21 protein-coding genes are annotated in these 24,621 nt (G+C 63.5%); 11 read left to right on the top strand and 10 right to left on the bottom strand.

The window, feature by feature from the left end:
* Window positions 1-239 precede the first annotated feature (239 nt).
* The gene (locus DyAD56_RS01135) at window positions 240-1,454 is read left to right on the top strand and encodes a peptidoglycan DD-metalloendopeptidase family protein (RefSeq protein ID WP_102301096.1); all 1,215 of its coding nucleotides are present in this window, start codon (window positions 240-242) and stop codon (window positions 1,452-1,454) included.
* A 139-nt stretch (window positions 1,455-1,593) separates the two neighbouring features.
* Entirely contained in the window at window positions 1,594-2,967 is a 1,374-nt protein-coding gene (locus DyAD56_RS01130) for a S41 family peptidase (protein WP_102300890.1), read from the top strand.
* Between the two features lie 1,109 nt (window positions 2,968-4,076).
* Here DyAD56_RS01130 and DyAD56_RS01125 read toward each other — a convergent pair.
* The 5 genes from DyAD56_RS01125 to DyAD56_RS01105 all read right to left on the bottom strand — a co-directional run bounded on the left by DyAD56_RS01125 (window position 4,077) and on the right by DyAD56_RS01105 (window position 6,686).
* Window positions 4,077-4,550, bottom strand: coding sequence for a cupin domain-containing protein (locus tag DyAD56_RS01125; RefSeq protein ID WP_102300889.1), 474 nt, complete (start codon window positions 4,548-4,550; stop codon window positions 4,077-4,079).
* The gene (gene tatC, locus DyAD56_RS01120; RefSeq protein ID WP_102300888.1) at window positions 4,547-5,311 is read right to left on the bottom strand and encodes a twin-arginine translocase subunit TatC; all 765 of its coding nucleotides are present in this window, start codon (window positions 5,309-5,311) and stop codon (window positions 4,547-4,549) included. Before tatC ends, DyAD56_RS01125 begins: the two co-directional genes overlap by 4 nt.
* Complete coding sequence (gene tatB / locus DyAD56_RS01115) at window positions 5,298-5,687, bottom strand: Sec-independent protein translocase protein TatB (protein WP_102300887.1); 390 nt, start codon at window positions 5,685-5,687, stop codon at window positions 5,298-5,300. The genes tatC and tatB overlap by 14 nt, the downstream gene beginning before the upstream one ends.
* Window positions 5,688-5,702: 15 nt before the next feature.
* Window positions 5,703-5,930: a Sec-independent protein translocase subunit TatA gene (gene tatA / locus DyAD56_RS01110; RefSeq protein WP_102300886.1), complete on the bottom strand. Its 228-nt coding sequence runs from the start codon at window positions 5,928-5,930 to the stop codon at window positions 5,703-5,705.
* A gap of 66 nt (window positions 5,931-5,996) precedes the next feature.
* Window positions 5,997-6,686 carry a lipid-binding SYLF domain-containing protein gene (locus DyAD56_RS01105; protein ID WP_102300885.1) on the bottom strand — a complete coding sequence of 230 codons (690 nt, stop codon included), beginning with the start codon at window positions 6,684-6,686 and terminating at the stop codon, window positions 5,997-5,999.
* Between the two features lie 108 nt (window positions 6,687-6,794).
* On the opposite strand from DyAD56_RS01105, the gene hemH reads away from it, so the two are divergent.
* Genes hemH through DyAD56_RS01085 form a run of 4 tightly spaced genes read left to right on the top strand, consistent with a single transcriptional unit; the run spans window position 6,795 to window position 11,525 of the window.
* Window positions 6,795-7,859: a ferrochelatase gene (gene hemH / locus DyAD56_RS01100; protein ID WP_102300884.1), complete on the top strand. Its 1,065-nt coding sequence runs from the start codon at window positions 6,795-6,797 to the stop codon at window positions 7,857-7,859.
* On the top strand, window positions 7,856-8,713 hold the full coding sequence (locus tag DyAD56_RS01095) for an alpha/beta hydrolase (RefSeq protein WP_102300883.1): 858 nt from the start codon (window positions 7,856-7,858) through the stop codon (window positions 8,711-8,713). Before hemH ends, DyAD56_RS01095 begins: the two co-directional genes overlap by 4 nt.
* Before the next feature lie 60 nt (window positions 8,714-8,773).
* Window positions 8,774-9,589, top strand: a complete 816-nt coding sequence (locus DyAD56_RS01090) for a helix-turn-helix transcriptional regulator (protein WP_102300882.1) — start codon at window positions 8,774-8,776, stop codon at window positions 9,587-9,589.
* Between the two features lie 52 nt (window positions 9,590-9,641).
* Window positions 9,642-11,525 carry an aspartyl protease family protein gene (locus DyAD56_RS01085; RefSeq protein ID WP_102300881.1) on the top strand — a complete coding sequence of 628 codons (1,884 nt, stop codon included), beginning with the start codon at window positions 9,642-9,644 and terminating at the stop codon, window positions 11,523-11,525.
* A 67-nt stretch (window positions 11,526-11,592) separates the two neighbouring features.
* On the opposite strand, the gene DyAD56_RS01080 is transcribed toward DyAD56_RS01085, so the two are convergent.
* The 5 genes from DyAD56_RS01080 to DyAD56_RS01060 all read right to left on the bottom strand — a co-directional run bounded on the left by DyAD56_RS01080 (window position 11,593) and on the right by DyAD56_RS01060 (window position 17,819).
* A complete protein-coding gene (locus DyAD56_RS01080; protein ID WP_102300880.1) occupies window positions 11,593-13,296 on the bottom strand; it encodes a Zn-dependent hydrolase in 1,704 nt (567 codons plus the stop codon).
* A gap of 769 nt (window positions 13,297-14,065) precedes the next feature.
* Window positions 14,066-15,271 (bottom strand): ABC transporter permease, encoded by a 1,206-nt coding sequence (locus tag DyAD56_RS01075; RefSeq protein WP_102300879.1) that lies wholly within the window; start codon window positions 15,269-15,271, stop codon window positions 14,066-14,068.
* Complete coding sequence (locus DyAD56_RS01070; RefSeq protein WP_102300878.1) at window positions 15,268-16,002, bottom strand: ATP-binding cassette domain-containing protein; 735 nt, start codon at window positions 16,000-16,002, stop codon at window positions 15,268-15,270. The genes DyAD56_RS01075 and DyAD56_RS01070 overlap by 4 nt, the downstream gene beginning before the upstream one ends.
* Window positions 15,999-17,576 carry an alpha/beta hydrolase gene (locus tag DyAD56_RS01065; RefSeq protein ID WP_102300877.1) on the bottom strand — a complete coding sequence of 526 codons (1,578 nt, stop codon included), beginning with the start codon at window positions 17,574-17,576 and terminating at the stop codon, window positions 15,999-16,001. The genes DyAD56_RS01070 and DyAD56_RS01065 overlap by 4 nt, the downstream gene beginning before the upstream one ends.
* Before the next feature lie 12 nt (window positions 17,577-17,588).
* The gene (locus tag DyAD56_RS01060) at window positions 17,589-17,819 is read right to left on the bottom strand and encodes a helix-turn-helix transcriptional regulator (RefSeq protein ID WP_199178853.1); all 231 of its coding nucleotides are present in this window, start codon (window positions 17,817-17,819) and stop codon (window positions 17,589-17,591) included.
* A gap of 546 nt (window positions 17,820-18,365) precedes the next feature.
* Here DyAD56_RS01060 and DyAD56_RS01055 point away from each other — a divergent pair.
* The 5 genes from DyAD56_RS01055 to DyAD56_RS01035 all read left to right on the top strand — a co-directional run bounded on the left by DyAD56_RS01055 (window position 18,366) and on the right by DyAD56_RS01035 (window position 24,585).
* Complete coding sequence (locus DyAD56_RS01055) at window positions 18,366-18,905, top strand: fimbrial protein (RefSeq protein ID WP_102300876.1); 540 nt, start codon at window positions 18,366-18,368, stop codon at window positions 18,903-18,905.
* A gap of 88 nt (window positions 18,906-18,993) precedes the next feature.
* On the top strand, window positions 18,994-19,737 hold the full coding sequence (locus DyAD56_RS01050) for a molecular chaperone (protein WP_102300875.1): 744 nt from the start codon (window positions 18,994-18,996) through the stop codon (window positions 19,735-19,737).
* Window positions 19,734-22,505 carry a fimbria/pilus outer membrane usher protein gene (locus tag DyAD56_RS01045; protein ID WP_102300874.1) on the top strand — a complete coding sequence of 924 codons (2,772 nt, stop codon included), beginning with the start codon at window positions 19,734-19,736 and terminating at the stop codon, window positions 22,503-22,505. Before DyAD56_RS01050 ends, DyAD56_RS01045 begins: the two co-directional genes overlap by 4 nt.
* Window positions 22,502-23,446 carry a fimbrial protein gene (locus DyAD56_RS01040; protein WP_102300873.1) on the top strand — a complete coding sequence of 315 codons (945 nt, stop codon included), beginning with the start codon at window positions 22,502-22,504 and terminating at the stop codon, window positions 23,444-23,446. Before DyAD56_RS01045 ends, DyAD56_RS01040 begins: the two co-directional genes overlap by 4 nt.
* Window positions 23,447-23,580: 134 nt before the next feature.
* Complete coding sequence (locus DyAD56_RS01035) at window positions 23,581-24,585, top strand: fimbrial protein (RefSeq protein ID WP_102300872.1); 1,005 nt, start codon at window positions 23,581-23,583, stop codon at window positions 24,583-24,585.
* Window positions 24,586-24,621: the final 36 nt, after the last annotated feature.

The raw sequence follows: 24,621 nt of genomic DNA, 5'->3' as shown, positions 1-24,621 counted from the left end.
AGTTTCAGATGGAAGTGTTTTCTTGTCTCGCGAGACAAATATCGCGATGCGGTGCGCGACGCGTCGATCCATAGTGGTGGCAGGCATGCGCGCCATCGATCGACACGGCGCGTACGACTTGCATCGCACAGGGCATACCAGTGATCGCATCAGCGTTGCGATGAAGAGCACATGACCAGGACCCGTGGGCGGCGTTGCCCGGCTCGCGCGCCATCACGGCGCTCTGTGATAATCAGCCGATGCCCATACCAGTCCTCCGTGCCCGCCCCCTCGTCTGCGCCATCTCCGGCGTCCTCGTCCTTGCCCTCGGCACGGCGACCCCATCTGCCTGGGCGCTGCAGGACAACAAGGCCAAGTCCGACAAGGCCGAGCAGGTCGATGCCCAGAAGAAGCTCTCGGACGTGCGCAGCAAGATGGAGGCACTGGCCAAGGAACAGGCCGAGACCGCCTCCAAGCGCGACAGCGCCACCGCCGAGCTAGCCAAGCAGGCCAATGCCGTGGCCGGCGCCGCCAGAGCCGTGCGCGACACCGACACCCAGCTGGCCACCAAGCAGAAAGAGCTGAGCGACCTGGAGGCCCAGCGCGCCGAGTTGCAGAAGAATCTGGAGGGTCAGCGTGCTGCCATCGCCGACCTGCTGCGCGCCACCTATGCGCTGGGGCGCGGTTCCGACCTGCGGCTGCTGATGGGTGACGACGATGTTGCCCGCATCGCCCAGGCGCTCGCCTACTCCAAGTATTTCCAGGAAGACCGCGTGGCCCGCGTGCAGAAGCTGATGGGCGACCTGGCCCACCTGCAGGATCTGGAAACCCAGATCACCGCCCAGCAGCAGGCCCTGCAGACGGCGCGCGCCGAACGCGCGACGCAGGCCAAGGCGCTGGAACAGCAGCGCTCTAGCCAAGCCAAGCTGGTGGCCGACACCGACGCCCAGTACAAGGATCAGGCCAGCAAGCTGGCCGCATTGAAGCAGAACGAGGCCTCGCTGAACTCGCTGGTGGCCACACTGCAGAAGGCCATCGACGAGGCCGCGCGTGAGGCCGAGCGCGCCGCCAAGGCGAATGAAGGCAAGGCCGCACCGCCTGTAGGCAAGGGCTTGGCGAATATCCGCGGTAACTTGCCCTGGCCCGCGCCCGGCCCGGTCAACACCTATGGCGCTGGCGTACTCATCAAGGCGCCGGGGGGTAGCGAGGTGAAGGCGGTAGCCTCCGGGCGGGTGGTCTATGCCGCCTTCCTGCGCGGCTACGGCATGCTGGTCATCGTCAGCCATGGCAGCGGCTGGATGAGCATGTACGGCAACAACGAGACGATCCTGCACGGCGTGGGCGATCAGGTCAGCGCTGGCGAGGCCGTCGGCACGGCCTCTGCCCCCACCGGGGTCAATACCGGTGTGTATTTCGAGCTGCGGCAGAACAACTCGCCTGTGGACCCGCGCACATGGCTGGGAAAAAAGGGTTAATCCGACATTGACGCCAGCTACGCAGCGTCGCACGCTAATCTCTGTAGCGTATTGAATTTTGGCGACATCCGGCGGTCGAACGGCCATGTGGTCCCGCCGCCGGGCCCGCCCCCACAAGCTTCACCGGAGTCCCCCATCCATGCGGTTTTCCACCTTGAGCCTGGCCGTTCTGCTGCTGGCGGCGCCGCTGGCGCAGGCGCAGACCGCGCCGACCACCAGCCAAGGCGCCAAGCCGACCACTGGTGCCTCGCCGGCCTCGGCCTCGTCCGTGCCCGACCAGGTGGACCTGGACGATGTGCGCAACTTCAGCCGCGTCTACGAGATCGTCCGCCAGGCTTACGTGGAGCCGGTGGACAACAAGACCCTGATGAAGGCCGCCATCAGCGGCATGCTCAGCGGCCTGGACCCCCATAGCGAATATCTCGACAAGGACGGCCTGGCCGAACTCAGCGAAGACACCACCGGCCAGTACGGCGGCCTCGGCATTGAAGTGCTGCAGGTGGACGGCACGCTACGCATCATCGCCCCTATCGACGACACCCCCGCCTCGCGCGCCGGCATCAAGCCGGGCGACACCATCGTGAAGATCGATGGCAAGACGGTGGAGCCGGAAAACATCGACGACATGTTCAAGGCATTGCGCGGTGACCCTGGCAGCAAGGTCACGCTTACCATCCTGCATGAGAAAAGCGACAAGCCCATCGACATGCCGCTGGTGCGCGAGAAGATCTCCGTCACCAGTGTAAAGACGCGCGAGATCGAACCCGGCTACGCCTATATCCGCATCAGCCAGTTCCAGGACGACACCGCACCTGACCTGGAGAAGAAGCTCGGCGAACTGATCCGCAAGAACGGCCCGCAGAAGGGCGCCATCCTCGACCTGCGCTCCAACCCGGGCGGCCTGCTCACCGCCGCCGTCGGCGTAAGCGACGATTTCCTCAACTCCGGCACCATCGTCACCACGCGCGGCCGCCTGCAGGATTCCAACCTCAGCTTCGAAGCGCACGCAGGCGACCTGCTCAATGGCGCGCCGATGGTGGTACTGGTGGACAACGGCACTGCGTCGGCAGCCGAGATCGTCTCCGGTGCGCTGAAAGACAACCATCGCGCACTGATCGTCGGTCGCCGCACCTTCGGCAAAGGCGTGGTGCAGACCGTACTGCCGCTGGACAACGACCACGCGGTGAAGATCACCACCGCGCGCTACTACACACCCAACGGCACCTCCATCCAAGCCGAAGGCATCAAGCCCGACATCGCCCTCGCCGATCTCGCGGTGAACAAGGCGGACAGCGCCCCCTCCCTGGTCAGCTCCGAAGCCGACCTGCCGAACCACCTTGCCAACGAGGATGGGACGTCGAAGGGCAAAGACATCGACAACGATGGCAGCGCGGAGAATGCCAAGCTGGCGACGCAGGATTACGCGTTGTCGCAGGCGTTGAATGTGTTGAAGGGGTTGGCGCTGAATCGCTCTACGTATGCTGTTCCGGCAGCGGCGCCGACGAAGCATTGATTGGCTAGTACCCGGTAACTCTGGAGTACACGGAACACCCACGCTTTTCTCCCTCTCCCCTACGGGGAGAGGGTTGGGGTGAGGGGTGGGTGCTCGCCTCAGCATTTCATCTTTGTCGTCATCCCTGCGAAGGCAGGGATCCAGTGACTTTTCGTGGGATTGTCGCGCTACGGCAATCTGGCTCGCCTGCGGCGGGCTTTCGACCTCCTACCGGAGGCCGAGTCACTTTTCTTTGCTTGCCCAAAGAAAAGTAACCCAAAGAAAGGGCACCCCCACTTGGCGCTGGCCGATAAAGCCGGCCAGTTCGTGAGGGGCGGCCGGGCTTTTCGACAGGGCTCCTGCCCTGGCGAAAAGGAATCGGCATCCATGCCGATCCCCCTGCGGGCCTTTTCGTCCACCCCTCACCGCCGCACAGGGGGCCCGAAGGTCAAAAGCGCCGAGCCCACGGCTCGTGCTGCTTCGCTGCACATCGCGCTGACTCGGAGAGGAATTGAAGCGGGCTTTGCTACGTTTTCCGAGACTGGGGCTAGATAGAGCTCGCGCTAGGCTTCCCCACCGCTGTGGAGAACTCGTTACCTAGCGGCATCGTCTCTCTCTTCCGCCCTGACTTTGCGCGCTAGAGCAGGAACAACGCCACCTGCGGCGATGCGATGTGCAGCAAAGCTGCACGAGCCGTCTGCTTGTTGCTTTTGATCTTCCAGGGCCCCGTATGAGGCGGCGGGCGGGTGGAGAAAAGGCCCGCAGGGGAATCGGCACGGATGCCGATTCCTTTTCGCCGGGGCAGGAGCCCCGTCGAAAAGCCCGGAACCCGCACGCGTACCTGGAGGGCAAAGCCCGGAAGGCGACTCATCCGGGGGGCCCTTTCTTTGGGTTACTTTTCTTTGGGCAAGCAAAGAAAAGTGACCCGGACTGCGGCAGCAGTTCGGAAGCCCGCCGCAGGCGAGCCAGGTCGCTATATCGCTAAAACCAAACACAGAGGCTCTGGAGCCCGGCCCTTGCCCCCTTTTGTGGGGTACGCCGGGATGACGACTAAAGATGAAACAGTGAGGCGAGCATCCAACCCTCTCCCCAAAGGGGCGAAGGAGCAAAAGCGCCAGCGGTAACCAAAACTAAAACCCGATCTCCGGCACCAATCCCGCCAAATGCCCCGCCAGCGGATCCTCCCGCCCCAGCAACTCAAACCCCTCGTACTCAAACCCAGGCGCCACCAAACAGGTGGCCAACGCATAAGCCCCCAACGGCCGCGCCGCCTGCCACGCCCCCGCAGGCACCACCGTCACCGATTGCATGCAGTCGTGCAGAGGCCCAAGCGTGCAACGCTCCAACCGGTTCGTTGCGGAGTGATAGATCAGCAACTCCAGCGGCGCGCCTTCGACGAAATGCCAGGCTTCTTCGGCATCCACGCGATGCCAGCTGCTGGACTGCCCCGCTTCGAGTAAATAGTGGATAGCGCTCATCGCATGGCGCTCGCCGCCGTCCGCGCCCTTGGGCGGATGGAAGCGGTGGTAGTGGCCACCTTCGACGTGCGGCTGCAACCGCAGCGAGGTTTTCAGTTCCTCGATGCGGGCGGCCGTGTCGCTCATACGGTCTTCTCAGTCTTGGACGGGTTGATCAGCCAGCGCACCGCCAACAGACCGAGCTCGTAGAGCAGGCACATAGGAATGGCCAGCATGATCATCGAGGTGATGTCGGGCGGCGTGATGAAGGCCGCGATGGCGAAGGCACCCACGATGGCGTAGCGGCGGGAGTTGCGAAGTTGCTCCAGGTTCACCACGCCAATCGCAGCGAGGATCACTACTGCCACCGGCACCTCGAAGCACAGGCCGAAGGCGAAGAACATCAGCATCACGAAGTCGAGGTAATGCGTGATGTCGGTCATCATCTCCACGCCCTCCGGCGTTACCGCCGTGAGGAAACGGAAAGCCGCCGGCATCACCAGAAAGTACGCGAACGCGCAGCCGAGGTAGAACAGGAACAGCGCCGCCACCAGCAGCGGGCGGGCGAGGCGTTTTTCATTCCGGTACAGGCCGGGGCTCACGAAGGCCCACAGCTGATAGACGATCATCGGCATGCTGATTAACAGCGCCACGTAGAACGCCAGCTTCAGCGGCGTGACGAACGGACTGGCTACCTCGGTCGCGATGAGATGTGCCCCTTGCGGCAGGCGTGCCACCAACGGCGCGGCCAACTCTGCATAAAGGCGGTTGGCGAAGGGCATGAGCACGGCGAGCACGATCAGCACAGTGACGATGGCACGCATCAAGCGCGAGCGCAGCTCGATCAGGTGCGAAAACAGGCCCTGTTCCAGATCGGACTCGGGACCGTCGAGTTCAGGCGCCGCCATGCGGAACTTCCTTGGTCGGGGTGGCGTCGGCGGTGGCAGCGACAGCCGTCTCCGGAGCGATCTCCGCAGCTAATGCCGGCTCTGCGGTCGACGGCGCCGGGCTCGACGGCACGCCAGAGGGGCGCATCTTGCGCAGCGTCTCGTCCAGCTCGGCTTGCGCGGCTTCGGCGCGCGATGCGGCTTCCTTGGCCTGACGGCGGATTTCTTCCACCTGCAGCTCGCGCTCCACTTCAGCGCGTACGCTGTCCCAGCCGGTGCGGATGCGACGCATGAATACGCCCGCCGTACGCGCTGCGTGCGGGAGCTTTTCCGGGCCGAGCACAATCAGCGCAATAAGCGCGAGCAATACCAGCTTGCCGAAGCTGATCTCGATCATGCCGATACGACCCGATTACTTCTGTTCGGTTTCGTGCTGGCTCTGGTTCTGCGTGCTGGCCGGCGGCGGATCGGCATGCAGGCGCTCGCCCGGATCAGCGGACTTTGACGCCTCGTCGCCATCCAGGCCCTTCTTGAAGTCGCGCACGGCGCCGCCCAGGTCGGAACCGATGTTGCGCAGCTTCTTGGTGCCAAAGATCAGCACGACCACGACCAGCAGAATAAGTAGATGGGTGATGCTCATGAAAAGGGACCTCAGGAAGGAAAGCGACGGAACGAAACTGTCACGCTGCCGCGCCGCCGCTCCACATCATCGCTGAGTGTACTCCTCAAGGCGATCCCTGAAATCGACCACCGGCCCCGGAACATTGCTCACGCCGCCCTCGAAGATGCGGCGCGGGGTGATGCCCTTGCCGTAGATGGCCTCGTTAGCGTCGTAGTCGATGCGCAGGGCCGAGCCGTCCAGGGCCACGCCAGCGAACAGGCCGCGCGAGCGGGAATAGGAGTAGATCTCGGCCTTGAAGTCGCTGTCGGTGGACGCCTGGGCGGTACGGCCCACCGGGCCGGCCGCAGCGGCGGCGTCTGCGCCTAGCGTGAATTTGCCGTTGACGATGCTATCCACACCGCGCTGGGTGCGGAACACCAGGATCACGTCGGTGGACGAGGCGCCAGCCTGGAAGCCCACGCTGCCGCCGGTCATGGTGATAAAGCTGGGGTTGGACCAGGTGCCGTCTGCACCCTTGACCGAAATCAGCCCCTCACCACGGCGCCCACCGAACACGAAGCCCACCTTGAGCAGGTCGGGGATCACGGCGATGGCCTTGGCTTCCTTCAGCAGGTCGGTCGGGATCGACTTGTCCGGCGCATCCATGATGTCGTGCAACACGCGCACGGCGTTCTGGGCGCGCACCAGCGGCGGATCCTCTGCGTGGGCAGCCATGGCCGGTACCAGCAGGACCAGGGTAGCGAGCAGCAGGCGATGCAGCGACGTTTTGATCATGACGACTCCTGTGCAGATATTCGGTGTGACGGCCTGCGGCGATACTCGCCACGGCGAGGCCGGAGGCTTGTGGCAGACTCTGCAGCGGTTCTCACCGTCAGTGCCACGATGCCACGCAGCCATGACTATACCGGCGTCGCCGGCCCATCCCGTGACCAGCCCGTTCAGGCTGCAGTGCTCTTGGTGAACCTCGGCACACCGGAAGCGCCCACCGCCAGCGCCGTTCGACCCTATCTCGCCGAGTTCCTGGGCGATCCGCGCGTGATCGACTATCCGCGATGGCTGTGGTGGCTGATCCTGCACGGCGTGATTCTGCGCGTGCGCCCTGCCCGCTCCGCGCATGCGTACCAACGCATATGGACGCCGCAGGGCTCGCCATTGCGCGTGGGCAGCGAGGCACTCGCGGCACGGCTGCAGGAGAAACTGTCCGAGGCCTGCAACGAGCCTGTGCGCGTGGCGTTGGCGATGCGCTACGGTCAACCGTCCGTCCCCGCGCAGATTGAACGACTGCAGCGCGAGGGTGTGCGCCGATTGTTGGTGTTGCCGCTGTATCCGCAGTATTCAGCCACGTCGACCGGCTCGGTGATCGACGCCGTCGCCGAGGCCATGCAATCGCTCCGCTGGCCACCGGAGCTGCGCTTGATCAACGACTACCACGACGATGCAGCGCACATCGAAGCGCTCGCGCGCAGCATCGAACAATGGTGGGCATCGCACGGACGTGGCGACAAGCTGCTGCTCTCTTTCCACGGCATTCCCGAACGTTACGTGCGCGAGGGTGATCCGTATCTCGAACAATGCCAGGCCACCACACGCGCCCTGCGCGAACGACTGGGTCTCGACGAGTCGCAATTGCTGCTGAGCTTCCAATCCCGCGTAGGACGCGAGCCGTGGCTGCAGCCTTATACCGACGCCACGGTGCGCGAGCTGGCTGCGAACGGCGTGCGGACACTGGACGTGGCCTGCCCTGGCTTCGCAGTCGACTGCCTGGAGACGCTGGAAGAGATCGCCATGCAGAACCACGACTTCTTCCGCGAGGCCGGTGGCCATGAGTTGCGTTACATCCCCGCGTTGAACGACTCGCCCGTGCAGGTCGACAGCCTCACCGCACTGGTCATGCGTCATGCGGGCGGCTGGAAGGAATTCGCACCGCGCTCCGGTGCCGCACAATGAGCGGTCCGATCGAACGCGAGGTGCGCCTGTCGCACCTGCGCCTGAGCGCGCAGGTCTGGGGCAACGAGGGCGCACCGCCACTGCTGGCACTGCATGGCTGGCTCGACAATGCGTGGAGCTACGCGCGCCTCGCGCCGCTGCTGGCCGAACGCTGGCAGGTGATCGCACTGGAACTGCCAGGCCATGGTCACTCCGACCACCTGCCACCCGGCATGTCCTATCACTTCGTGGACTACGTGCGCTCGGTGCTCGGTGCCATCGACGCGCTAGGACTGGAACGTTTTCACTTGATGGGTCATTCGCTGGGCGCCGGCATCGCCTCGCTGGTGGCTGCCGCCCAACCGGAACGCATCGACCGCCTGTTGCTCATCGAAGGCCTCGGCCCCATCGCGGATGACGGCCACCACACGCTGCGTCATTTCCGCGATGCCATGGCGAGCTCGGCCACTGGGCGCTCGTTGCGCGCGTTCCCGACCATCGACATGGCCATCAGCGCCCGCACCATGGCCAGTGGCCTACCGGCCGACCAGGCACGCCCCATCGTGGAGCGGGGCCTGCGCAAGACCGAACACGGCTGGCACTGGCGCAGCGACGCGCGGGTCAACCGCCCCTCCTCCATCCGGCTCGCAGAAACGCAGGTACACGCCTTGTTGCGTGGTATCGAAGCGCCAACGGCGCTGCTGCTCGCACAACCGGACACGCCCTATCTGCCCGGACTGCGCATGCGCGAGCGTGCCGATTGCGTGGGTGACCTCGCCATGACGCACATGGAAGGTGGCCATCATCTGCACCTCGAGCACCCGGATGCCGTCGCCGCGTGGGCAAATGCGCATCTGGATGGCCGCACAGGCTGAATCTATCGCAGCCTGACCGACGGCACATGCTCCTACGCCCAAGCGGCCTAGACTGTCGCCATGCGACATCTACAGCGCGCCAACTACGGCCAGCCCGAGCAACTACGGCAACTGGGCGGCCTGCAGGTCTCTGCGACGCCTTACGCAGGTGACAGCGCGTTGCCTTGGCATGAGCATGACGAGGCGTATCTATGCCTGGTTGCTGCAGGCGGCTACACACAACAGTCGAGCAACGACGAACTGGAGTGCCAGCCGGGCTTGCTGCTGACACATCCGCAAGGGCACCGGCATGCGAACCGCTTCGGTCCGTCGGGTGCACGCTGTATCAGCATTTTTCTCGGCGAACCGGCGAGCAATGGCGTGACACGCCTGTTGGGCGATCACCGTCCGCTACGCCTGCCGGATGCAGACCGCCTGCTCGCACGCATCGAGCGCGAATTGCGCGCGACAGATGACGCCGCCGCACTGGCGCTCCATTCCGCCGTACTGGAGCTCGTCGCCCTCGCCTGCCGCGCTGGCGACGAACGTCGTCCGGCGTGGTTGCAACGTGTGCTCGAGCGCCTGCACGACGATCCGCTCGCCGCGCCATCGCTGCACGAACTGGCCGCGCTGGCTGGCGTGCATCCGGCACACCTGGCTCGTAGTTTCCAGCGAGCCAAAGGTGTCTCGGTCGGTGAGTACCAACGTGGATTGCGCATCGTGCTCGCGCGGGAAGCGCTGATTGACAGCCACCGCTCCATCGCCGAGATCGCTGCCAGCACCGGCTTCAGCGATCAGAGCCACTTCGCGCGGGTGTTTCGCCGCACGACCGGTCTAACGCCTCGCGAATTCCGACAGAACTGCAAATCGCGTCCCGTTCCGTCAATGGCATCCTAGATCGGGTCCAGGCGCCCGGGCACCATGGCACCCAATCCCACGGAGCCATCACATGCCACTCTCCACTTCCCGCATCCATGGCCTTGCGTTGGCTTGCCTTGGCCTGTTCCCGGCACTGGCCATGGCGGCCTCCACCGGCGGCGATGCCACCGCATCACTGCAGGAACTTCGCCAGGCTTATGGTGGCGATCACTGGAACACCATCGGCTCGTTGTTGTTGGACGGCAGGCAGACCAGTGACGGCCTGACCGGCGAACTGCATACGGCGGTCGACTTGCGCACGGGTTATTACGCAAGCCGTCAGCGCAACGCCGTGTTTGCCAGCGCCGACGGCTACGACGAGGCTGGCCGCTGGCATCAGGACATCTCCGTTCTGGTGCATCCCTACGATTCGGATGAAGCGAAGGCCGTCGCGATCAGCGAGAGTTGGCTACGCCGCTTCGGTTTCCTGCGCACCGACGACACTCACTTCAATCCCCTCCCCGATGCCTACGAGAACGACCGCCGCTATATCCGCCTCGAAGCCACACCCCATGGCGGCCGGAGCATCACCTTATGGATCGACTCGGCCACGCATCGGCTTGATCGTGCAATGTGGAAGAGCTCCTTTCTGACGGTGACCCAGCGCTATAGCGACTATCGCGACGTCGCCGGACTGCAGCTTCCCTTTGATGTCCGTACGTCGGCGACCACCAACAGCGGCACCCAGGATGGAGACGAGCAGGAAACGGTGGAACGCTACCAAGCGCTACCCGCCGTCCCGGCGCAAGCACTGCAACGGCCTGACGGCACAGTGCGCGATGTAAGCATGCTGCACGGCGCCAGTCGCGCAGTCAGTCCCATGCAGTTGGAAGGCGGCGCCCTGCTGATCCACGTCAGTATCAACGGGAAAGGCCCGATGCCTTTCATACTGGACACGGGTGGTCACGCGATTCTCACCGATGATGCGGCGAAGAAACTTGGCCTCACCAGCACGGGTAAAGGTGTCAGCACCGGCTCGGGCCCGGGCTCGATGACAACCGCGTACACCCAGGTGCAGCACCTCACCATCGGCGACGCCGACGTCAAAGATCTGACCTTTCTGGTGATGCCTTACCCGTACTCATTCTATGAGCGGGGCACGCGCGAACCCATCGCCGGCATTCTGGGATTGGAGATCTTCGAGCGCTTCGCCGTGACCTTCGACTACGACAAACAGCAATTGATACTGCAGCCCTTTGATCATGGCCAGGCACCCGCAGAGGGCGAAGGTTCGCCAGTAACGCTGCGCTTTACGGACGATATGCCCTTGGTATCTGCATCCCTGGATGGCAAGCAGGGCATGTTCGGCGTCGACACCGGCAACTCGGGCTACACACTGGTGTTCCCGCAATGGGCAGAACGCGAAGGCCTAGCGACGCGCTACCTCAAAGGTGTCCCCGTATCCGGCGGGGGCGTGGGTGGAAGTTTCGTGTCGCGCTTCTCGCATGCGCGCTCATTGCAACTTGGCGACCAGCAGGTGAGCCCCGCACTGGCCCAGTTGACGCCGCCCGACGCGGGCGCGACAGGCAACCCCACCGAAGCGGGAAATATCGGCCAGGATGTACTGGCGCGTTTTACCGTGCACTTCGACTACCGCCGCCAGCGCATGTATCTGCAGTCGCGTGAAGTTGCCTCACATTGGCAGTACGCAACGGCAGGTCTGCGTGCCAACCGGAGCGCCGAGCAGCGCGATCGGCTGAAAGTAAGCTGGGTGGTACCTGACAGCCCCGCGGCAGCGGCTGGCTTGAAGCAAGGCGACGAGATCGTGGCCGTCAATGGCAAACCCGCCGCGGAGATCAGCAGCTACGATCTTCGCGATGAGGTGAATCACCGCGAAGAAGGTGCGCCCTTGTCACTCACACTCGCTGACGGCCGTATCCTGACCATGCGACTACGGGACATCGCACCGCGCTGAAGCGCATTTGAATCACGACGACCGACGGCGAACCGTGACTCCGGCTCGCCATCGGTCAACGGATACCTTAGGGCTTCGTGAGGCCCAATACATCGGTCCCCTGCTCGAACGTGATGTCCACCGGGATCTTCGCCTGGTCCAGTCGCTTGAGATCACCTGCGAGCGTCGCATCGACGTTGCCCATGCTATCGGTGAGCTTCTTGGCTGCGTCGTAGTCGCCATCACCCTGGATGGTGAGCAGCTTGGCGGAGAGTGCGTTCATTGCCGCTGTCATCTTGTCGAAGTCCACGCGGTAACGCCCGGTGGCGGGGTCGCGAGTGAATGCGCCCTGCTGCTGGAAGAAGTTGAAGCGCACCATGTTCGCCTTGGCGTGCGCATCGCTGGCGCCGAAGCGCACCGAACGTAAAATACCGGCGAGGAAGGTGACGTAGTTGTCCATCAACTTGGACTTATCCAGCTCGCCCTTGTCGGCCAGCTTAGTGACCATGTAGAGGCCAAGGATGTCGGCCTTGCCCTCCTCGAAACTCGAGGCCTGATCCTTCAATGCCGTGCGCACCATGCCCTTGCCGTCGAGCGTGTTCTTGATGCCCAGGCCATGCGCGACTTCGTGGAACATGGTGTTCTCGAAGAACGCATCAAAGGTGAGATGCGATTGCTGGTCGTCGGCAATCAGCTCCTTCGCGATGGGCAACATGATCTTGTCGAACTTCGCCTGCATCACGTTCTCCAGCTGCAAGCGGCGCGTGCCCTTCTTGAGCTGCACTTCCTCGTCATTGGGAAGATTGATGGCGATGGTCTTGGCGCCAACGTTGGCGTCACCGGCGTAATACACGGCAAAGTAAGCATTGAGGTCTGCGTCGGAACCCGGCTTCTCGGCCTTGTACTTGTCATCCACCGGCAGCTCGCGCTGCAGATCCGGCAGGTACTTGGCGAAGCGGGCAAGCTTGGTGCTCCACGCTTGATCCTTCACCAGCACGTAGCTTTCGTAGCTGGCCTTATAGCCAAACAACTGGTCCTCGTAGGTCTCAATGGGACCAATCACGATGTCGACGGGGTTGTTCTTCATCGACATCCAAGCGAAATCGCTGGGACGGTAATCGTCACTCAGCAGCGCGTCGGCACGCTTCTTCAGGTAGCCCGCGAATTCCTTGTCCGCTGACAGATCCGCCGCCTGACGCAGCAAGCCGGCAGCGCGTTCCAGATCAGCCTTATAGGCCTCGTGATAGGGCACGGTCACCAATTGGTTCTGCGCGTCACGACGCAACAGCGTGTAGAGCCCTGCTTTGTCCTTAAGGTCGGCCTTGTCGAACTCGTCCTTGGTCATGTCGGCCGGGTAGAACTGCGCCCCCGCCGGGCGCGGACCAACACCGGCAACAAACGGCTGGTCATTGTCCAGGCGATCCCACGGGCCGTAGTTGATCTCAGCGAAACGACGCGTGACCTCGTCGGGAATTCGCGCCATCAACGCGGCCTTGTCGCCCCACGACTGCTGCCAGTAGATGTCATTGGTGACGTCCGCCGCTTCGATCAGCAACGCGATCATCTGCTTCTGCTTGTCATCGAAACTGGAGAGGTCGGCGGTGAGCTTCACCGATGCATAGTTGGCGATGCGCTGCGCGGCGATGTCCTCATCAGTGGACGGCGGCGGCACGGCGGTTGCCGTGCTGGCAGGCGCTGGGGCTGTGGCCTGCGTGGCCGGCGCGTTGCTGTCGTGGGAGCTGCAGCCGGCCAGGATGGCGATGAGGCTCAGGGCGAGGAGGTGGCGGCGCATGGGCGTTTCTCGGCGGAGGAAAGCGTCATGGTAGCGCGGGGTGCGAGGGGCGCGTTGCGGGGTGGCGTTGGTACGCTGGCGCGGCCTTTTGCTTTGCTGTCTTCCTGGTGAGAACCAGGGGTCCCGTTTCCGTATCGCCTGTTTGTCACGCTACCGCGACCCGCAGCGATGCGATGTGCAGCGAAGCTGCACGAGCCGTCCGCTTTCGCTTGTGACCTTCGGGCCCCCTGTGCGGCGGTGAGGGGTGGACGAAAAGGCCCGCAGGGGGATCGGCAGGGATGCCGATCCCTTTTCGCCAGGGCAGGATGCCCTGTCGAAAAGCCCGGCCGCCCCTCACGAACTGGCCGGCTTCACCGGCCAGCGCCAAGTGGGGTGCCCTTTCTTTGGGTTACTTTTCTTTACTCCGGGCATCCTGCCCTCCGCCCTTCGGGCCGGCTTCGCCGTTCGCACGCGCTCCTGCGCGTGCGTGGGCAAGCAAAGAAAAGTGACTCGGCCTCCGGCAGGAGGTCGAAACGGCCGCTGCGTAAGCGGCCAGGTCGCCGTATCGCTAAAACCAAACACCGAGGCTCTGGATCCCGGCCTGCGCCGGGATGACGGCAATGATGAAACGGTGACGCGAGCACCCGCTCCCTCACCCCAACCCTCTCCCCGAAGGGTAGAGGGAACAGACCTGAGGCGTTCAGCGTGCCTCGCGCTTACCCAGCACCCGCTCTCTTCCCGGGATATACAAAAACACCCCCTTCAACATCAAAAGAAACACAACAAAACATCACCCCGAAATCGCCAACCTCTCCGACTGATACAACCGCACCGTCGCCAACACCCCAATCAACGCCGCCACCAAACTACCCGCCAGACACAAACCAAGCTGCTCCGTAGTCACACCATCACCGCGCAGCAACTGCATGATGCCCAAGTGCTGGCCCAGCAACGGCACCGCATACATCCAACCCTGCGCCTTGATAGGCATAGTGGAAAGCAGAATGCTCGGCAGCACCGGCACGAACATCAGCAGCGACAAGTAAGTCTGCGCCTCGCGATAGCTCTTGGCGAAAGCCGCAACCATCGATTGCAAAGCCGCCAGCAACGCAATCAACGGCACCATCAGCAACAACACTTGCCCACTGAAGCGCGGACCGAGATCCAGCTCCATACCGAGCCTCTCCGTCGGGATAAACGGCCCCACCACGCCAAACGCCAACAAGCTGATCAGCAGACTCGCCGCAGAGAACGTGCAGATCGCCGCCAGCTTGCCCGCGAGAATCTTCCAGCGCGGCACCGGATTGGCAAACAAGGGCTCGAGCGACTGACGTTCGCGTTCGCCCGCGGTGAGATCGATCGCCAGATACATGCCACCCATGAACACCGTGAGCACGAAGAAGTACGGCAGGATCGAGAACATCAGCGCCGCGCGCGCCTGCGCCGTGGCCTGATCGCGCCTGGCGGCTTGTACCGGCCACGCGGTGCTAGGCGAGAGCCCGCGCGACACTAGGCGCATGGCACCCTGCTGGCGTGCGTAGCCTTCCACCACTTGTGACACGCGCTCCAACGCGGCATTGGCATCGCGCTGCGAGGAGTCATAGATCAGCTCAACCTGCACGGCCTCACCCTTGCGCCAGGCGGTAGCGTAATCCGGCGAAATGCGCAGCACGACGTCGGCGTCCTGCCTGCGCACGGCGAGCTCCGGATTGTCGATCGACGTCTTGGGCACGATGCCATCCGCCTTCAGCGCATTAATCAGGTTCGGGGCATTCTCGGCACCAATGACAGGTACAGGCAGCGGTTTCTCCGCTTTATCGAACTGACGATTGAGTGTGATGTTGAGCAACATCACCAGGATCAACGGCCCCAGCAGTGGACCGGTGAGAAAGGCACTAATGATGGTGCGGCGATCGCGCAGGTTCTCCTTCACTTCCTTGAGGAAGACAGTAAGGAAGGCGCGCGTGCGAGTAGCCGGCGTAGTCGTCGTACTCATGCGGCGAGTCCTTCTTCGCTGCCGATGATCTTGACGAAGGCATCCTCGAGGTTCGACTCACCGGTCTGCTCACGTAACGCCTGGGGCGATTCATCGGCCACCACACGCCCGTTGGCGATGACTACGATGCGGTCGCACAGCGCCGCAACCTCTTGCATGATGTGGCTGGAAAACAGCACGCAACGCCCTTCGCTCTTCAGGTGCTGCATGAACTGGCGGAGTGCACGCGTCGCCATGACGTCGAGGCCATTGGTGGGCTCGTCGAGGATGACGTTGCGCGGATCGTGGATAAGTGCTCGGGCAATCGCCGTCTTCACGCGCTGGCCCTGGGAGAAACCTTCGGTACGGCGATCGCCGATATCTTCCATCTCCAGCGCCTTCACCAACGCTTCCCGGCGGGAGGCGATCACCTCCTCGGGAAGGCCATGCAGGCGTGCGAAGTAGTCAATGTTTTCGCGCGCGGTAAGGCGCTTGTATAAGCCTCGTGCATCCGGCAGCACGCCAAGCTGGCGTCGCACGGCGAGCGCATCTTCGGCGGCGTCGATGCCGTCCACCAGCACCCGCCCTCGATCGGGGTTCATCAGCGTATAGAGCATGCGCAGCGCGGTGGTTTTGCCGGCGCCATTGGGACCGAGCAAGCCGGTGATCTCACCATCGCGCGCGGTGAAACTGACGCCATCCACGGCTTTGACGGTACCGAACGCCTTGTGCAGATCTTTCACCTCGATCATGGCGTCGCTCCGTTGAAATCGATGAACATAGGTGTGGCCTGCAAGCGCTGTAGGCAGGAGGCATCTAGCGTCTTGGGATGGAGGTCTTCGATGAAGTGCTTCACCACTTGTGGCGCACAACCGGCATTGATCACGTTGTGACCCTGCCCGGTGAGCACCAGGTGACGCGCGTTGCTCAGGTTCTTCGCTACCTGGTCGCCATAGCGCGGCGGTGTGACGGGATCAAACTGGCCGGAGAACAGCAGCGTAGGGATGTCGGTCTTCAGCGGCTCGTGGAAGTCGGCGGGACGGGTGCCCTTGGGCCACACGGAGCAGGTGTTGCGCAAGGTATCGACCATGCGCGTGCCCAGAATGGTATGTGCGTCCGCATCGTTCGAAGCGAGCAGGTCGGCGTCCTCGCTGCAGATCACCGACAACTGCATGCCACCATTCATGGTGTCCGACAGATCACCCGACAACAGCTTGGCCTGCCCCAATAGCGGCCCCACGTCACCGTGCGCTGCTGCATCAATGGAAAGCGGCAACAACGAAGCCGTCAGCGGCGAGTACGCAAACATGCGCACCACACTGGACAACGAGTATTCACTCAAGGTGCGCTGCACGCTCTGGTAGGTCTGTGGGTCACGGAAGCTCACCTTGTGCGGATTCGCGCGCAGCGCATCGCGCAATTGATAGAGCGTCTGGTACGGATCGTTGAAGCGCTTGCGGCATGCGTCGTTCGCGGTGCATTGGGCGAACTGCGCCTTCAGGGCGTCGTCGAGATTGCGCGCGAAGTCCTGCCCCAGTACCAGCTCGTTGGGCACTACACCATCCAGCACGAGGCTGCGCACCGCTTTTGGATAACGCATGGCGTACTGCTGAGCCATACGCGTGCCGTAGGACACACCCACCAGGTCGAAGCTCGGCGAGCCCAGCGCCTTGCGCACATCTTCCAGATCCTGCGCTGCGATGGTGGTGGTGTAGTAGCGCGGATCGGCCGTGTCCTGAAGCTGCTTCAGGCAACGCTCGGTTTCCCGCTTCTGGCGATCGGCGCCGGCGACGATGTCGTCGGAGCCACCCTCGGTGCCTTCGCCTTCGTCCTTGCAGGTGAGCGGATTGGAGCCCCCGGTGCCACGCTGGTCCAGCAATACCACGTGGCGATGCGCGGTGAGCGGCTGCAGCGCGGCCGACACGCCCGGCCATGATTCCGTCGCGGCCTGGCCCGGACCACCGGCGAGCATCGCCAACATGTCTTTGCTGGCGACCTGCGCACTGCTTCTGATCACCGCGAGTTTGAGGTGGATCTTCCGGCTGGTCGGGTCATCGCGGTTCTCCGGCACCTCGAACGGTGCGCACCACGCGGCGGTCGACAGGCCGCTGTTGGGCTGGCTCAGTTCACACGGGGTCAGCGTCAGCGAGCCCAATTTCCACGTGGGCGGCTTGGCCGGTGTGGCCGGTTTGCCGGTGGATGTGGTCGCAGGCGGGGTATCCGCAAGAGGTTCGGCTGACGGGGGATGGAAGTGTCGCCACCCCAGAGCCGCCAGCGCGATGACCACAACGCCTATGCGAAAGGCGGTTCGGCCCTTGATTGCCATGAGTGCTCTCCCTCACTCCATTGGGTGTCTCGATACCGGCGCCACCGCAGGCGGTTCCGGCTCGAAGATCGATTCGATAGAAAGACCAAACAACCGCGCAATCTTGAAAGCCAGCGGCAGGCTCGGATCGTACTTGCCTGTCTCGATCGCGTTCACCGTCTGGCGCGAGACATCCAGGCGTTCAGCCAGATCGGCCTGCGACCAACCGTGGTCGCCGCGCAGTTCACGAATACGGTTGTTCATTCGCGGCGGGTCAGCCAAAAACTGATCCCCAGGATGGAGTAGGTCACGGTGGGCACCCTCACAGCACACTCCTTTTTAATTAGGGAGATCGTGTTGCCCACACGTTCCATGCTGATCCGCCAGCTGTCAAGCAACCTTGACACTTGGCGCAAGGTCACCCGGAAATCATGTAAAGCACGCCTTACATGCGCCGGCGATATCGGCCAGACCATCCCGGAACTTGAGCGATTCGCTAATAGGATCATTCCTAAAATGTGACGCAATTTGCACATTCCGCTCATCTCGAGCCCCGGATGTGACCCTCTGCGGCCGGCCCAAGTCATAACTATTTTTTAACGACAATCTCTCATTTCTGTCGAAATAGCCATTCCGGTGTGCTGCTGTCGGTTGGCACGGCGGTTGCTTAAGGGTCGGTAAGCACCCAGGCGTCGGCCACACGAAGCCGACCCGGGAGCCAAACAGCGCAATCGGGGGGCGATGTCCCAATTGGTCCGGAAGCGCGCAAGTCGTTGGTTTTCTTCCATTACGTCTGACAAAGGACATCGAATGAACAAGCTGCTCCTCTCCACCGCCCTGGTTGCCAGCGTCGCCGCTGCCGCCCTGGCTCCGCGTACCGCATCGGCCGTTGACGGCACCATCAACATCACCGGCAACATCAACACCTCGACCTGCCAGATCAACAGCGCCACCGGCCCGGCCACCATCGCTGTGACCCTGCCGACCGTTTCCACCACCGCCCTGACCGCTGCCAACGCCGTTGCCGGCCGCACGCCGTTCAACATCGTGCTGAGCAACTGCGGCAGCACGCTGACCAAGGCCACCACGTTCTTCGAGCCGGGCCCGACCGTGCTGTCCGACGGCAACCTGAAGAACAGCGGCACCGCCACCGGCGTGGAAGTGCAGCTGCTGAACAGCAACTTCACTGCCATCTCCCTGAATGCAGCCTCGGGCTCGCAGGCTGTGACGCAGGCCACCCTGGCCAGCGGCGGCGCGACCATCCCGTACTACGCCCAGTACTTCGCGAATGCCGCTGCCGGCGCCGGTACGGTGACCACCAGCGTCCAGTTCACGATGCTGTACCAGTAAGACCCGCTGCACCTCGTGCCGGGGCTCCTCGGGGCCCCGGCACAATCCTCGCCTTCCTCGGCGGCCCTGAATCCCACGAGGTTTTCCCATGAAGAAGTTCGTCTGTGCCGTTGGCGCGGGCTTGCTGGCCCTGTGCCTCAGCGCGCCCCAGGCTCAAGCCAATGTTCTGATCGGTGGCACCCGTGTGGTGTTTCCGGGCAAGGACGGTGAAGTGACCGTCCGCCTGACCAACAGCAATGATCATCCCGTGCTGGTCGAGTCGTGGATCGACCGTGGCGATGTGCATTCCACCCCCGATTCCGTGCAGGTGCCGTTCCTGATCACGCCTCCGCTGTTCCGCATGGAGGCCAACCGGGAACAAAGCCTGCGCATCGTGTTTACCCATGAGCCGCTGCCGGCCGACCGCGAGTCGCTGTTCTGGCTCAATGTGCTCGAAGTGCCGCCCAAGCCGACCGGCCCGCAGGCCGAAGGCCAGAATCTGCTGCAGCTTGCGCTGCGCTCGCGCCTGAAAATGTTCTACCGCCCGGCCGGCCTGGCTGGCGACCCGCTCAAGGCACCCGCCGCGCTGACCTGGAAGGTCGTAGCCGACGGCAAGGGCTATGCACTCAAGGTGCACAACCCCACGCCGTATTACGTCACCCTCACCGATGTGCAGGTCAACGCCGGTGGCGCCAATGAAGCCGCCGACATCGGCATGGTCGACCCCATGGGCGATCTCAGCCTGTCCCTGCATGGTGATGCGCCGAAGCCGGCCGCCGGCAGCGTGGTGACCTTCAGCGCTATCAACGATTACGGCGCGGGCGACCAGTTCAAGGCCACGGTGGCCCCGTGACCCATTCGCGCGCCCTCCACAGCCACGTGAGCAGCAACGGCCAGACCGTTGTCCGTCGCGCACTGCTGTGCGTGGCCATCGGCGGCGCGCTCCTCTCCTGGCATGGTGCCTCGCACGCCGCGGCAGCTGGCCCGGCGGCGACAGGCGCGGAAGGTTCTTCCGCTGTGGAAGCGGATTTCGATCGCAGCTTGCTCTCGGGTTCGGGCAACAACACCAACGACCTCTCGCGCTTCGAGCGCGGCAACGTGATCATGCCGGGCGTCTATCGCACCGACATCTATCTCAATGAAGTCTGGGTGGGGCGCGCCGACGTGCGCTTTGCCTCGCCAACGCCGGATGCCCCGGTACAAGCCTGCGTGACCAAGGCGCTGTTCGGCCAGATGGGCCTGCCGCTGCAGAAGCTCAGCGCCGAGCAACAGGCGAAGCTCGCCGACGGTAGTACCGCCTGCGTAGCCATCGGTGAGCTGATCGATGCCGCCACGATCAACTTTGACCAACCCAACCTGCGCCTGGACGTGAGCATTCCGCAGGCCTGGATGGGCGGCCATGCGCGCGGCTACGTGAGTCCCGAGAACTGGGACCAAGGCGTCAACGCCGGCCTGCTTAACTACAACGCCAACAGCTACCGCAACCACAGCAACGGCATCACGCAGACCTCGTCGTTCCTGGGCCTCAACGCCGGCATCAATATTGACGGCTGGCAGCTGCGCCATGACTCCACGCTGGTGGTGCAGTCGGGTGCTGCCGGCGCAGGCACGCAGTCGCACTGGCAGAACCTGGACACCTATATCCGCCATGACGTGCCGAGCCTGCGTGCGCAGTTGACCGTCGGCGACTCGTACACGCCGGGCGATCTGTTCGACAGCATCAGCGTGCGCGGCGCGCAGCTGACCACAGACGACCGCATGCTGCCGGACTCCATGCGCGGCTACGCGCCCACCGTGCGCGGCGTGGCCGAAACCAACGCCAAGGTCACCGTGCGTCAGAACGGTGCCGTGCTTTACGAAACCACCGTAGCGCCGGGCCCGTTCGTGATCTCGGACCTCTATGCCACCGGCTACGGCGGCGACCTGGTGGTCAATGTCACTGAGGCCGATGGCCGCGTGCGCACTTTTACCGTGCCCTATGCGTCGGTGCCGCAACTGCTTCGTCCCGGCGTCTACCGCTTCTCGCTGGTGGCCGGCGAGCTGCACGACTTGAACTTCCACTCCAACCCTGGCGTCGTCGAAGCCACCGTACAGCGCGGCTTCAATAACCTGATCACTGGCTACGCAGGCGTGGTGGGCACCAACGGCTACGACGCTGTCCAGATTGGCACCGCACTCAATACACGCTTCGGCGCCATCGCTGTCGACCTGACCGACGCTCGCACCCAGATTCCCGGCCAGTCCACGCAAAACGGCCAGAGCGTGCGCCTGAGCTACAGCAAGATTCTGCCGGATACGAATACCTCGTTGAGCGTGGCGACCTATCGCTACTCCACCAGCGGCTATCTGGGCTTGCGTGATGCGCTGACTCTGCAGGACATTGCCCGTGGCTATCGCTACGTGGACCCGACCACGCTGACCACCATCGATGGCGTGTCGACCACCAACCTGCTGACACCGGCCCAGCTGGCCGCGCTGCAGGGAAGCAACAACGGCAACTTCAGCACCTACACCAGTCAGCTGGACCGTCAGCGCAGCCGATTCGATATCACGATGAACCAGCGCCTTGGCACGCGTGGCGGCTCGTTCTACGTCACCGGTTCGGCCATCGACTACTGGAACCGCAACGGCACTGATGTGCAGTTCCAGGCCGGCTACAACAACAGTTTCCACCGGCTGAGCTACAACCTGTCGGTGACGCGTACGCGCGATGCCTATTCGCGCATGAGCAATGAGCTGTACGCCAGCTTCACGCTGCCATTGGGCGATGCCGTCCATGCGCCGAATTTCAGCGCCAGCTTCACCCACGACAGTACCGGCCACACGCTGGACCAGGCAGGCATCAACGGCACGCTGGGCCAGGACAACCAGTTCAGCTACGGCGCCACGGCCTCGCACGACAACGGCCAGGGCACCGGTGCCAGTGGCGGCAACGCCGGCACGGTGTATGCCGGCTATCGCAGCCCGTTCGCGCAGTTCAACGGCAGTGTGGGCTCGGGCAACGGCTATTCGCAGTCGTCGGTCGGTGTGTCGGGCATGGTGGTGGTGCATCCGGGTGGCATCACGTTTGGCCTGCCGGCTGGCGACACCGTGGCCATCGTCGAGGCCAAGAACGCGGAAGGCGCGCGCATCCTCAACTCGGCCGGCGTACGCGTCGATCGTTTCGGCTACGCGCTGATCCCGTACATGACGCCGTACAACCTCAACACCGTGCAGATCGATCCCAAGGGCCTGCCGCTGAACGTGCAGTTGGATGCCACCAGCAGCCAGGTGGCACCGCATGCGGGTTCGGTGGTGATGGTGAAGTTCAAGACCAGCTACGGCCGCACCGCCGTGCTGCGCCTGCGCCGCAGCGACGAACAGCCGATGCCGTTCGGCGCCGACGTGCTGGACGAACAGGGTCAGAGCGTAGGCGTGGTGGGCCAGGGCGGCATGGCGCTGGTGCGCGGCGTGCAGGACACCGGCAAGCTCAAGGTGCAGTGGACGCTGGACGACAGCGCACCGATGAGCTGCGGCTTCTTCTATCAGCTCAAGCCTGTGACCAAGGGTGACAAGAACAAGACGGTGGAAACGGTCAACGCGACCTGCACGCCGGTGGCCGACAGCAGGAGTTCTTCATGAAGCACCTTCGCCTGAGTGGCGCCCTGCTGTCGCTATTGCTACTCGCGCTGTGGCCGGCCGCTTCGTTCGCCGCCTGCTCGCTGTCCGGCAGCAAGGAAACGGTGAACATGGCGATCACCTCGCCCATCACCATCAACCCTACCTGGACCGTGGGCACGGTGATCGCTACCTCGGCCGTCACCACACCCAGCCCCAGCACCTCCAGCATCTCTTGCAACGGCAACACCTCGGTCGGCGTGTACAACTTGGTCAGTTCGCAGGGCGGCAGCGGCTCTACCGTGATTCCCACCGGCATCGCTGGTGTGGGTTACCAGATCCTGCATCCCGATTCGAGCTATACCCTGCCGCCGTATCCGTACGATTCGATTTCCTCTGGCAGCTACAACATGTCGGTGGCATCCGCGCTGCAGCTGGTGGTGACCGGCACGATCGCGCCAGGCACTACGCTCAATGCGGCCACGCTGGGTTACTGGCGTTTCGGTTCGACCCGCGTCGAGGACTTCGTGCTCACCAACAGCGTCACCTTCGTGGCGCCGACCTGCACAGTAACAACGCCCAGCATCGCGGTGACGCTGCCGACCGTGTCCAATACGTCGCTGCGCACGGTGGGTGCGACGTCGGGCACGACGCCGTTCACCATCGGCCTCAACTGTCCGTCCGGTGCAGTGGGCCGCAACATTGCGCTGCAGTTCGACACCAGCAAGCAGCCGACCGGCACCACCGGCGTGATCCAGCCCACCAGTGGCTCGGCCACCAATGTGGGCGTGCAGTTGGTGAACAGCAGCTACAACGCCATCACGTTCGGCACGCCAACCACCGTTGGCACAGCCGCGCAGGGCGCCAACAGCTTCACGTATTACGCCCGCTACTACGCACTGACCACTGCGGTGGGCGCAGGCAATCTCAGCGCCAGCGCCACCTTCACGGTGACCTATCCTTGATTCACACGCCGTGGCTCAGCCACGGCCTGAGTTGTACGTTCGCTCGCGCAACGGGCGAATGCACTTCCACCACGTCAAAAAGCGCAGGGTTGCACGGAACAACCCAATAGGGGGTATCTGAGGAGAACGCCGACATGGCTCGCTTCGCACGCCACCTATGCCTATTGTTTGCAGGAACGCTGTTGCTGGTCTGTCTCGGCCTGGCGCCTCGCGACGTTTCAGCCGCCACCTGCACACTCAGCCCTTCCGGCGCCACGCTGACCGTAGCTGCCGTGACCGTCAGCACCGGCACAGCCAACGGCACCAAGCTGGGCACTCCCGGCAACCTCGGCGTGACGTTCAGTTGCAGCGGCCTTTCTTCGGGACAGACCGCCACGCTGCAAGTGGGCGGCTTGGCATCGCGCGACGCCTCCGACCCTCCAGCCGGAGGAGGCATCAGCTTTGCGACCAACGTGCCGGGCATCGCCTTCGTATTGACTGCATCTCCCGTCCAGGCGTCGGACAACAGCTGTCTGCGCTGCGGGCCGGGTCAAACACCCGGCTGGGAAGCCGCCAGCGTGACTTCCGGACAGACCTCGACCTCAGTGACGTTCACCGGTCAGTTCATGAAAACCGGCAACGTGACGCCAGGCACCGTCAATAGCATTCAGTTGGCGCAGTTCTGGTGGTACATCTTCGGTGTGAGCAATAGCGTCGGGCCGATTGGCACACTCACGCTCGCCGCCACGCCAGTCAACATACAAGCATGCTCGGTGAACTCCGACTCGACCAACCTCAACGTGACACTGCCCACGGTCAGCACACAGGCCCTGCGCAGTGCCACGGCAGTGGCTGGACGCACCGGCTTCAATATCAACTTGACCTGCCAGGCGGGCGCCAACGTCTACATCACCATGGCTGCCTCCAGCGGCGCGGGCACTGCCACCGGCACTCTGCTCAGTAACGGCACCGCGGCTAACGTACAGGTTCAATTGCTGGACAAGAACTACAACCCCGTGTCGTTCAACACGTCCACGCTGATCGGTGCGGCGCCCTCGGGCACGCTATCGATTCCTTACTACGCGCAGTATTACGCGACGGGCGCGGCCACCGCGGGCTCAATAAAAGCCACGGCGACATTCACCATGACGTACCAGTGAGAGCCACGTGACAGCGGCTCTCAAGTTTGTCGAGAA

It is taken from the genome of Dyella sp. AD56 (assembly GCF_002878475.1).
Taxonomy (GTDB): domain Bacteria; phylum Pseudomonadota; class Gammaproteobacteria; order Xanthomonadales; family Rhodanobacteraceae; genus Dyella.
This window is presented reverse-complemented; position numbering and strand designations above follow the sequence as displayed.

Coding starts and splice junctions, on each gene's coding strand:
- DyAD56_RS01135 (WP_102301096.1), top strand. CDS start 240: ATGCCCATACCAGTCCTCCGTGCCCGCCCCCTCGTCTGCGCCATCTCC.
- DyAD56_RS01130 (WP_102300890.1), top strand. CDS start 1,594: ATGCGGTTTTCCACCTTGAGCCTGGCCGTTCTGCTGCTGGCGGCGCCG.
- DyAD56_RS01125 (WP_102300889.1), bottom strand. CDS start 4,550: ATGAGCGACACGGCCGCCCGCATCGAGGAACTGAAAACCTCGCTGCGG.
- tatC (WP_102300888.1), bottom strand. CDS start 5,311: ATGGCGGCGCCTGAACTCGACGGTCCCGAGTCCGATCTGGAACAGGGC.
- tatB (WP_102300887.1), bottom strand. CDS start 5,687: ATGATCGAGATCAGCTTCGGCAAGCTGGTATTGCTCGCGCTTATTGCG.
- tatA (WP_102300886.1), bottom strand. CDS start 5,930: ATGAGCATCACCCATCTACTTATTCTGCTGGTCGTGGTCGTGCTGATC.
- DyAD56_RS01105 (WP_102300885.1), bottom strand. CDS start 6,686: ATGATCAAAACGTCGCTGCATCGCCTGCTGCTCGCTACCCTGGTCCTG.
- hemH (WP_102300884.1), top strand. CDS start 6,795: ATGCCACGCAGCCATGACTATACCGGCGTCGCCGGCCCATCCCGTGAC.
- DyAD56_RS01095 (WP_102300883.1), top strand. CDS start 7,856: ATGAGCGGTCCGATCGAACGCGAGGTGCGCCTGTCGCACCTGCGCCTG.
- DyAD56_RS01090 (WP_102300882.1), top strand. CDS start 8,774: ATGCGACATCTACAGCGCGCCAACTACGGCCAGCCCGAGCAACTACGG.
- DyAD56_RS01085 (WP_102300881.1), top strand. CDS start 9,642: ATGCCACTCTCCACTTCCCGCATCCATGGCCTTGCGTTGGCTTGCCTT.
- DyAD56_RS01080 (WP_102300880.1), bottom strand. CDS start 13,296: ATGCGCCGCCACCTCCTCGCCCTGAGCCTCATCGCCATCCTGGCCGGC.
- DyAD56_RS01075 (WP_102300879.1), bottom strand. CDS start 15,271: ATGAGTACGACGACTACGCCGGCTACTCGCACGCGCGCCTTCCTTACT.
- DyAD56_RS01070 (WP_102300878.1), bottom strand. CDS start 16,002: ATGATCGAGGTGAAAGATCTGCACAAGGCGTTCGGTACCGTCAAAGCC.
- DyAD56_RS01065 (WP_102300877.1), bottom strand. CDS start 17,576: ATGGCAATCAAGGGCCGAACCGCCTTTCGCATAGGCGTTGTGGTCATC.
- DyAD56_RS01060 (WP_199178853.1), bottom strand. CDS start 17,819: ATGAACAACCGTATTCGTGAACTGCGCGGCGACCACGGTTGGTCGCAG.
- DyAD56_RS01055 (WP_102300876.1), top strand. CDS start 18,366: ATGAACAAGCTGCTCCTCTCCACCGCCCTGGTTGCCAGCGTCGCCGCT.
- DyAD56_RS01050 (WP_102300875.1), top strand. CDS start 18,994: ATGAAGAAGTTCGTCTGTGCCGTTGGCGCGGGCTTGCTGGCCCTGTGC.
- DyAD56_RS01040 (WP_102300873.1), top strand. CDS start 22,502: ATGAAGCACCTTCGCCTGAGTGGCGCCCTGCTGTCGCTATTGCTACTC.
- DyAD56_RS01035 (WP_102300872.1), top strand. CDS start 23,581: ATGGCTCGCTTCGCACGCCACCTATGCCTATTGTTTGCAGGAACGCTG.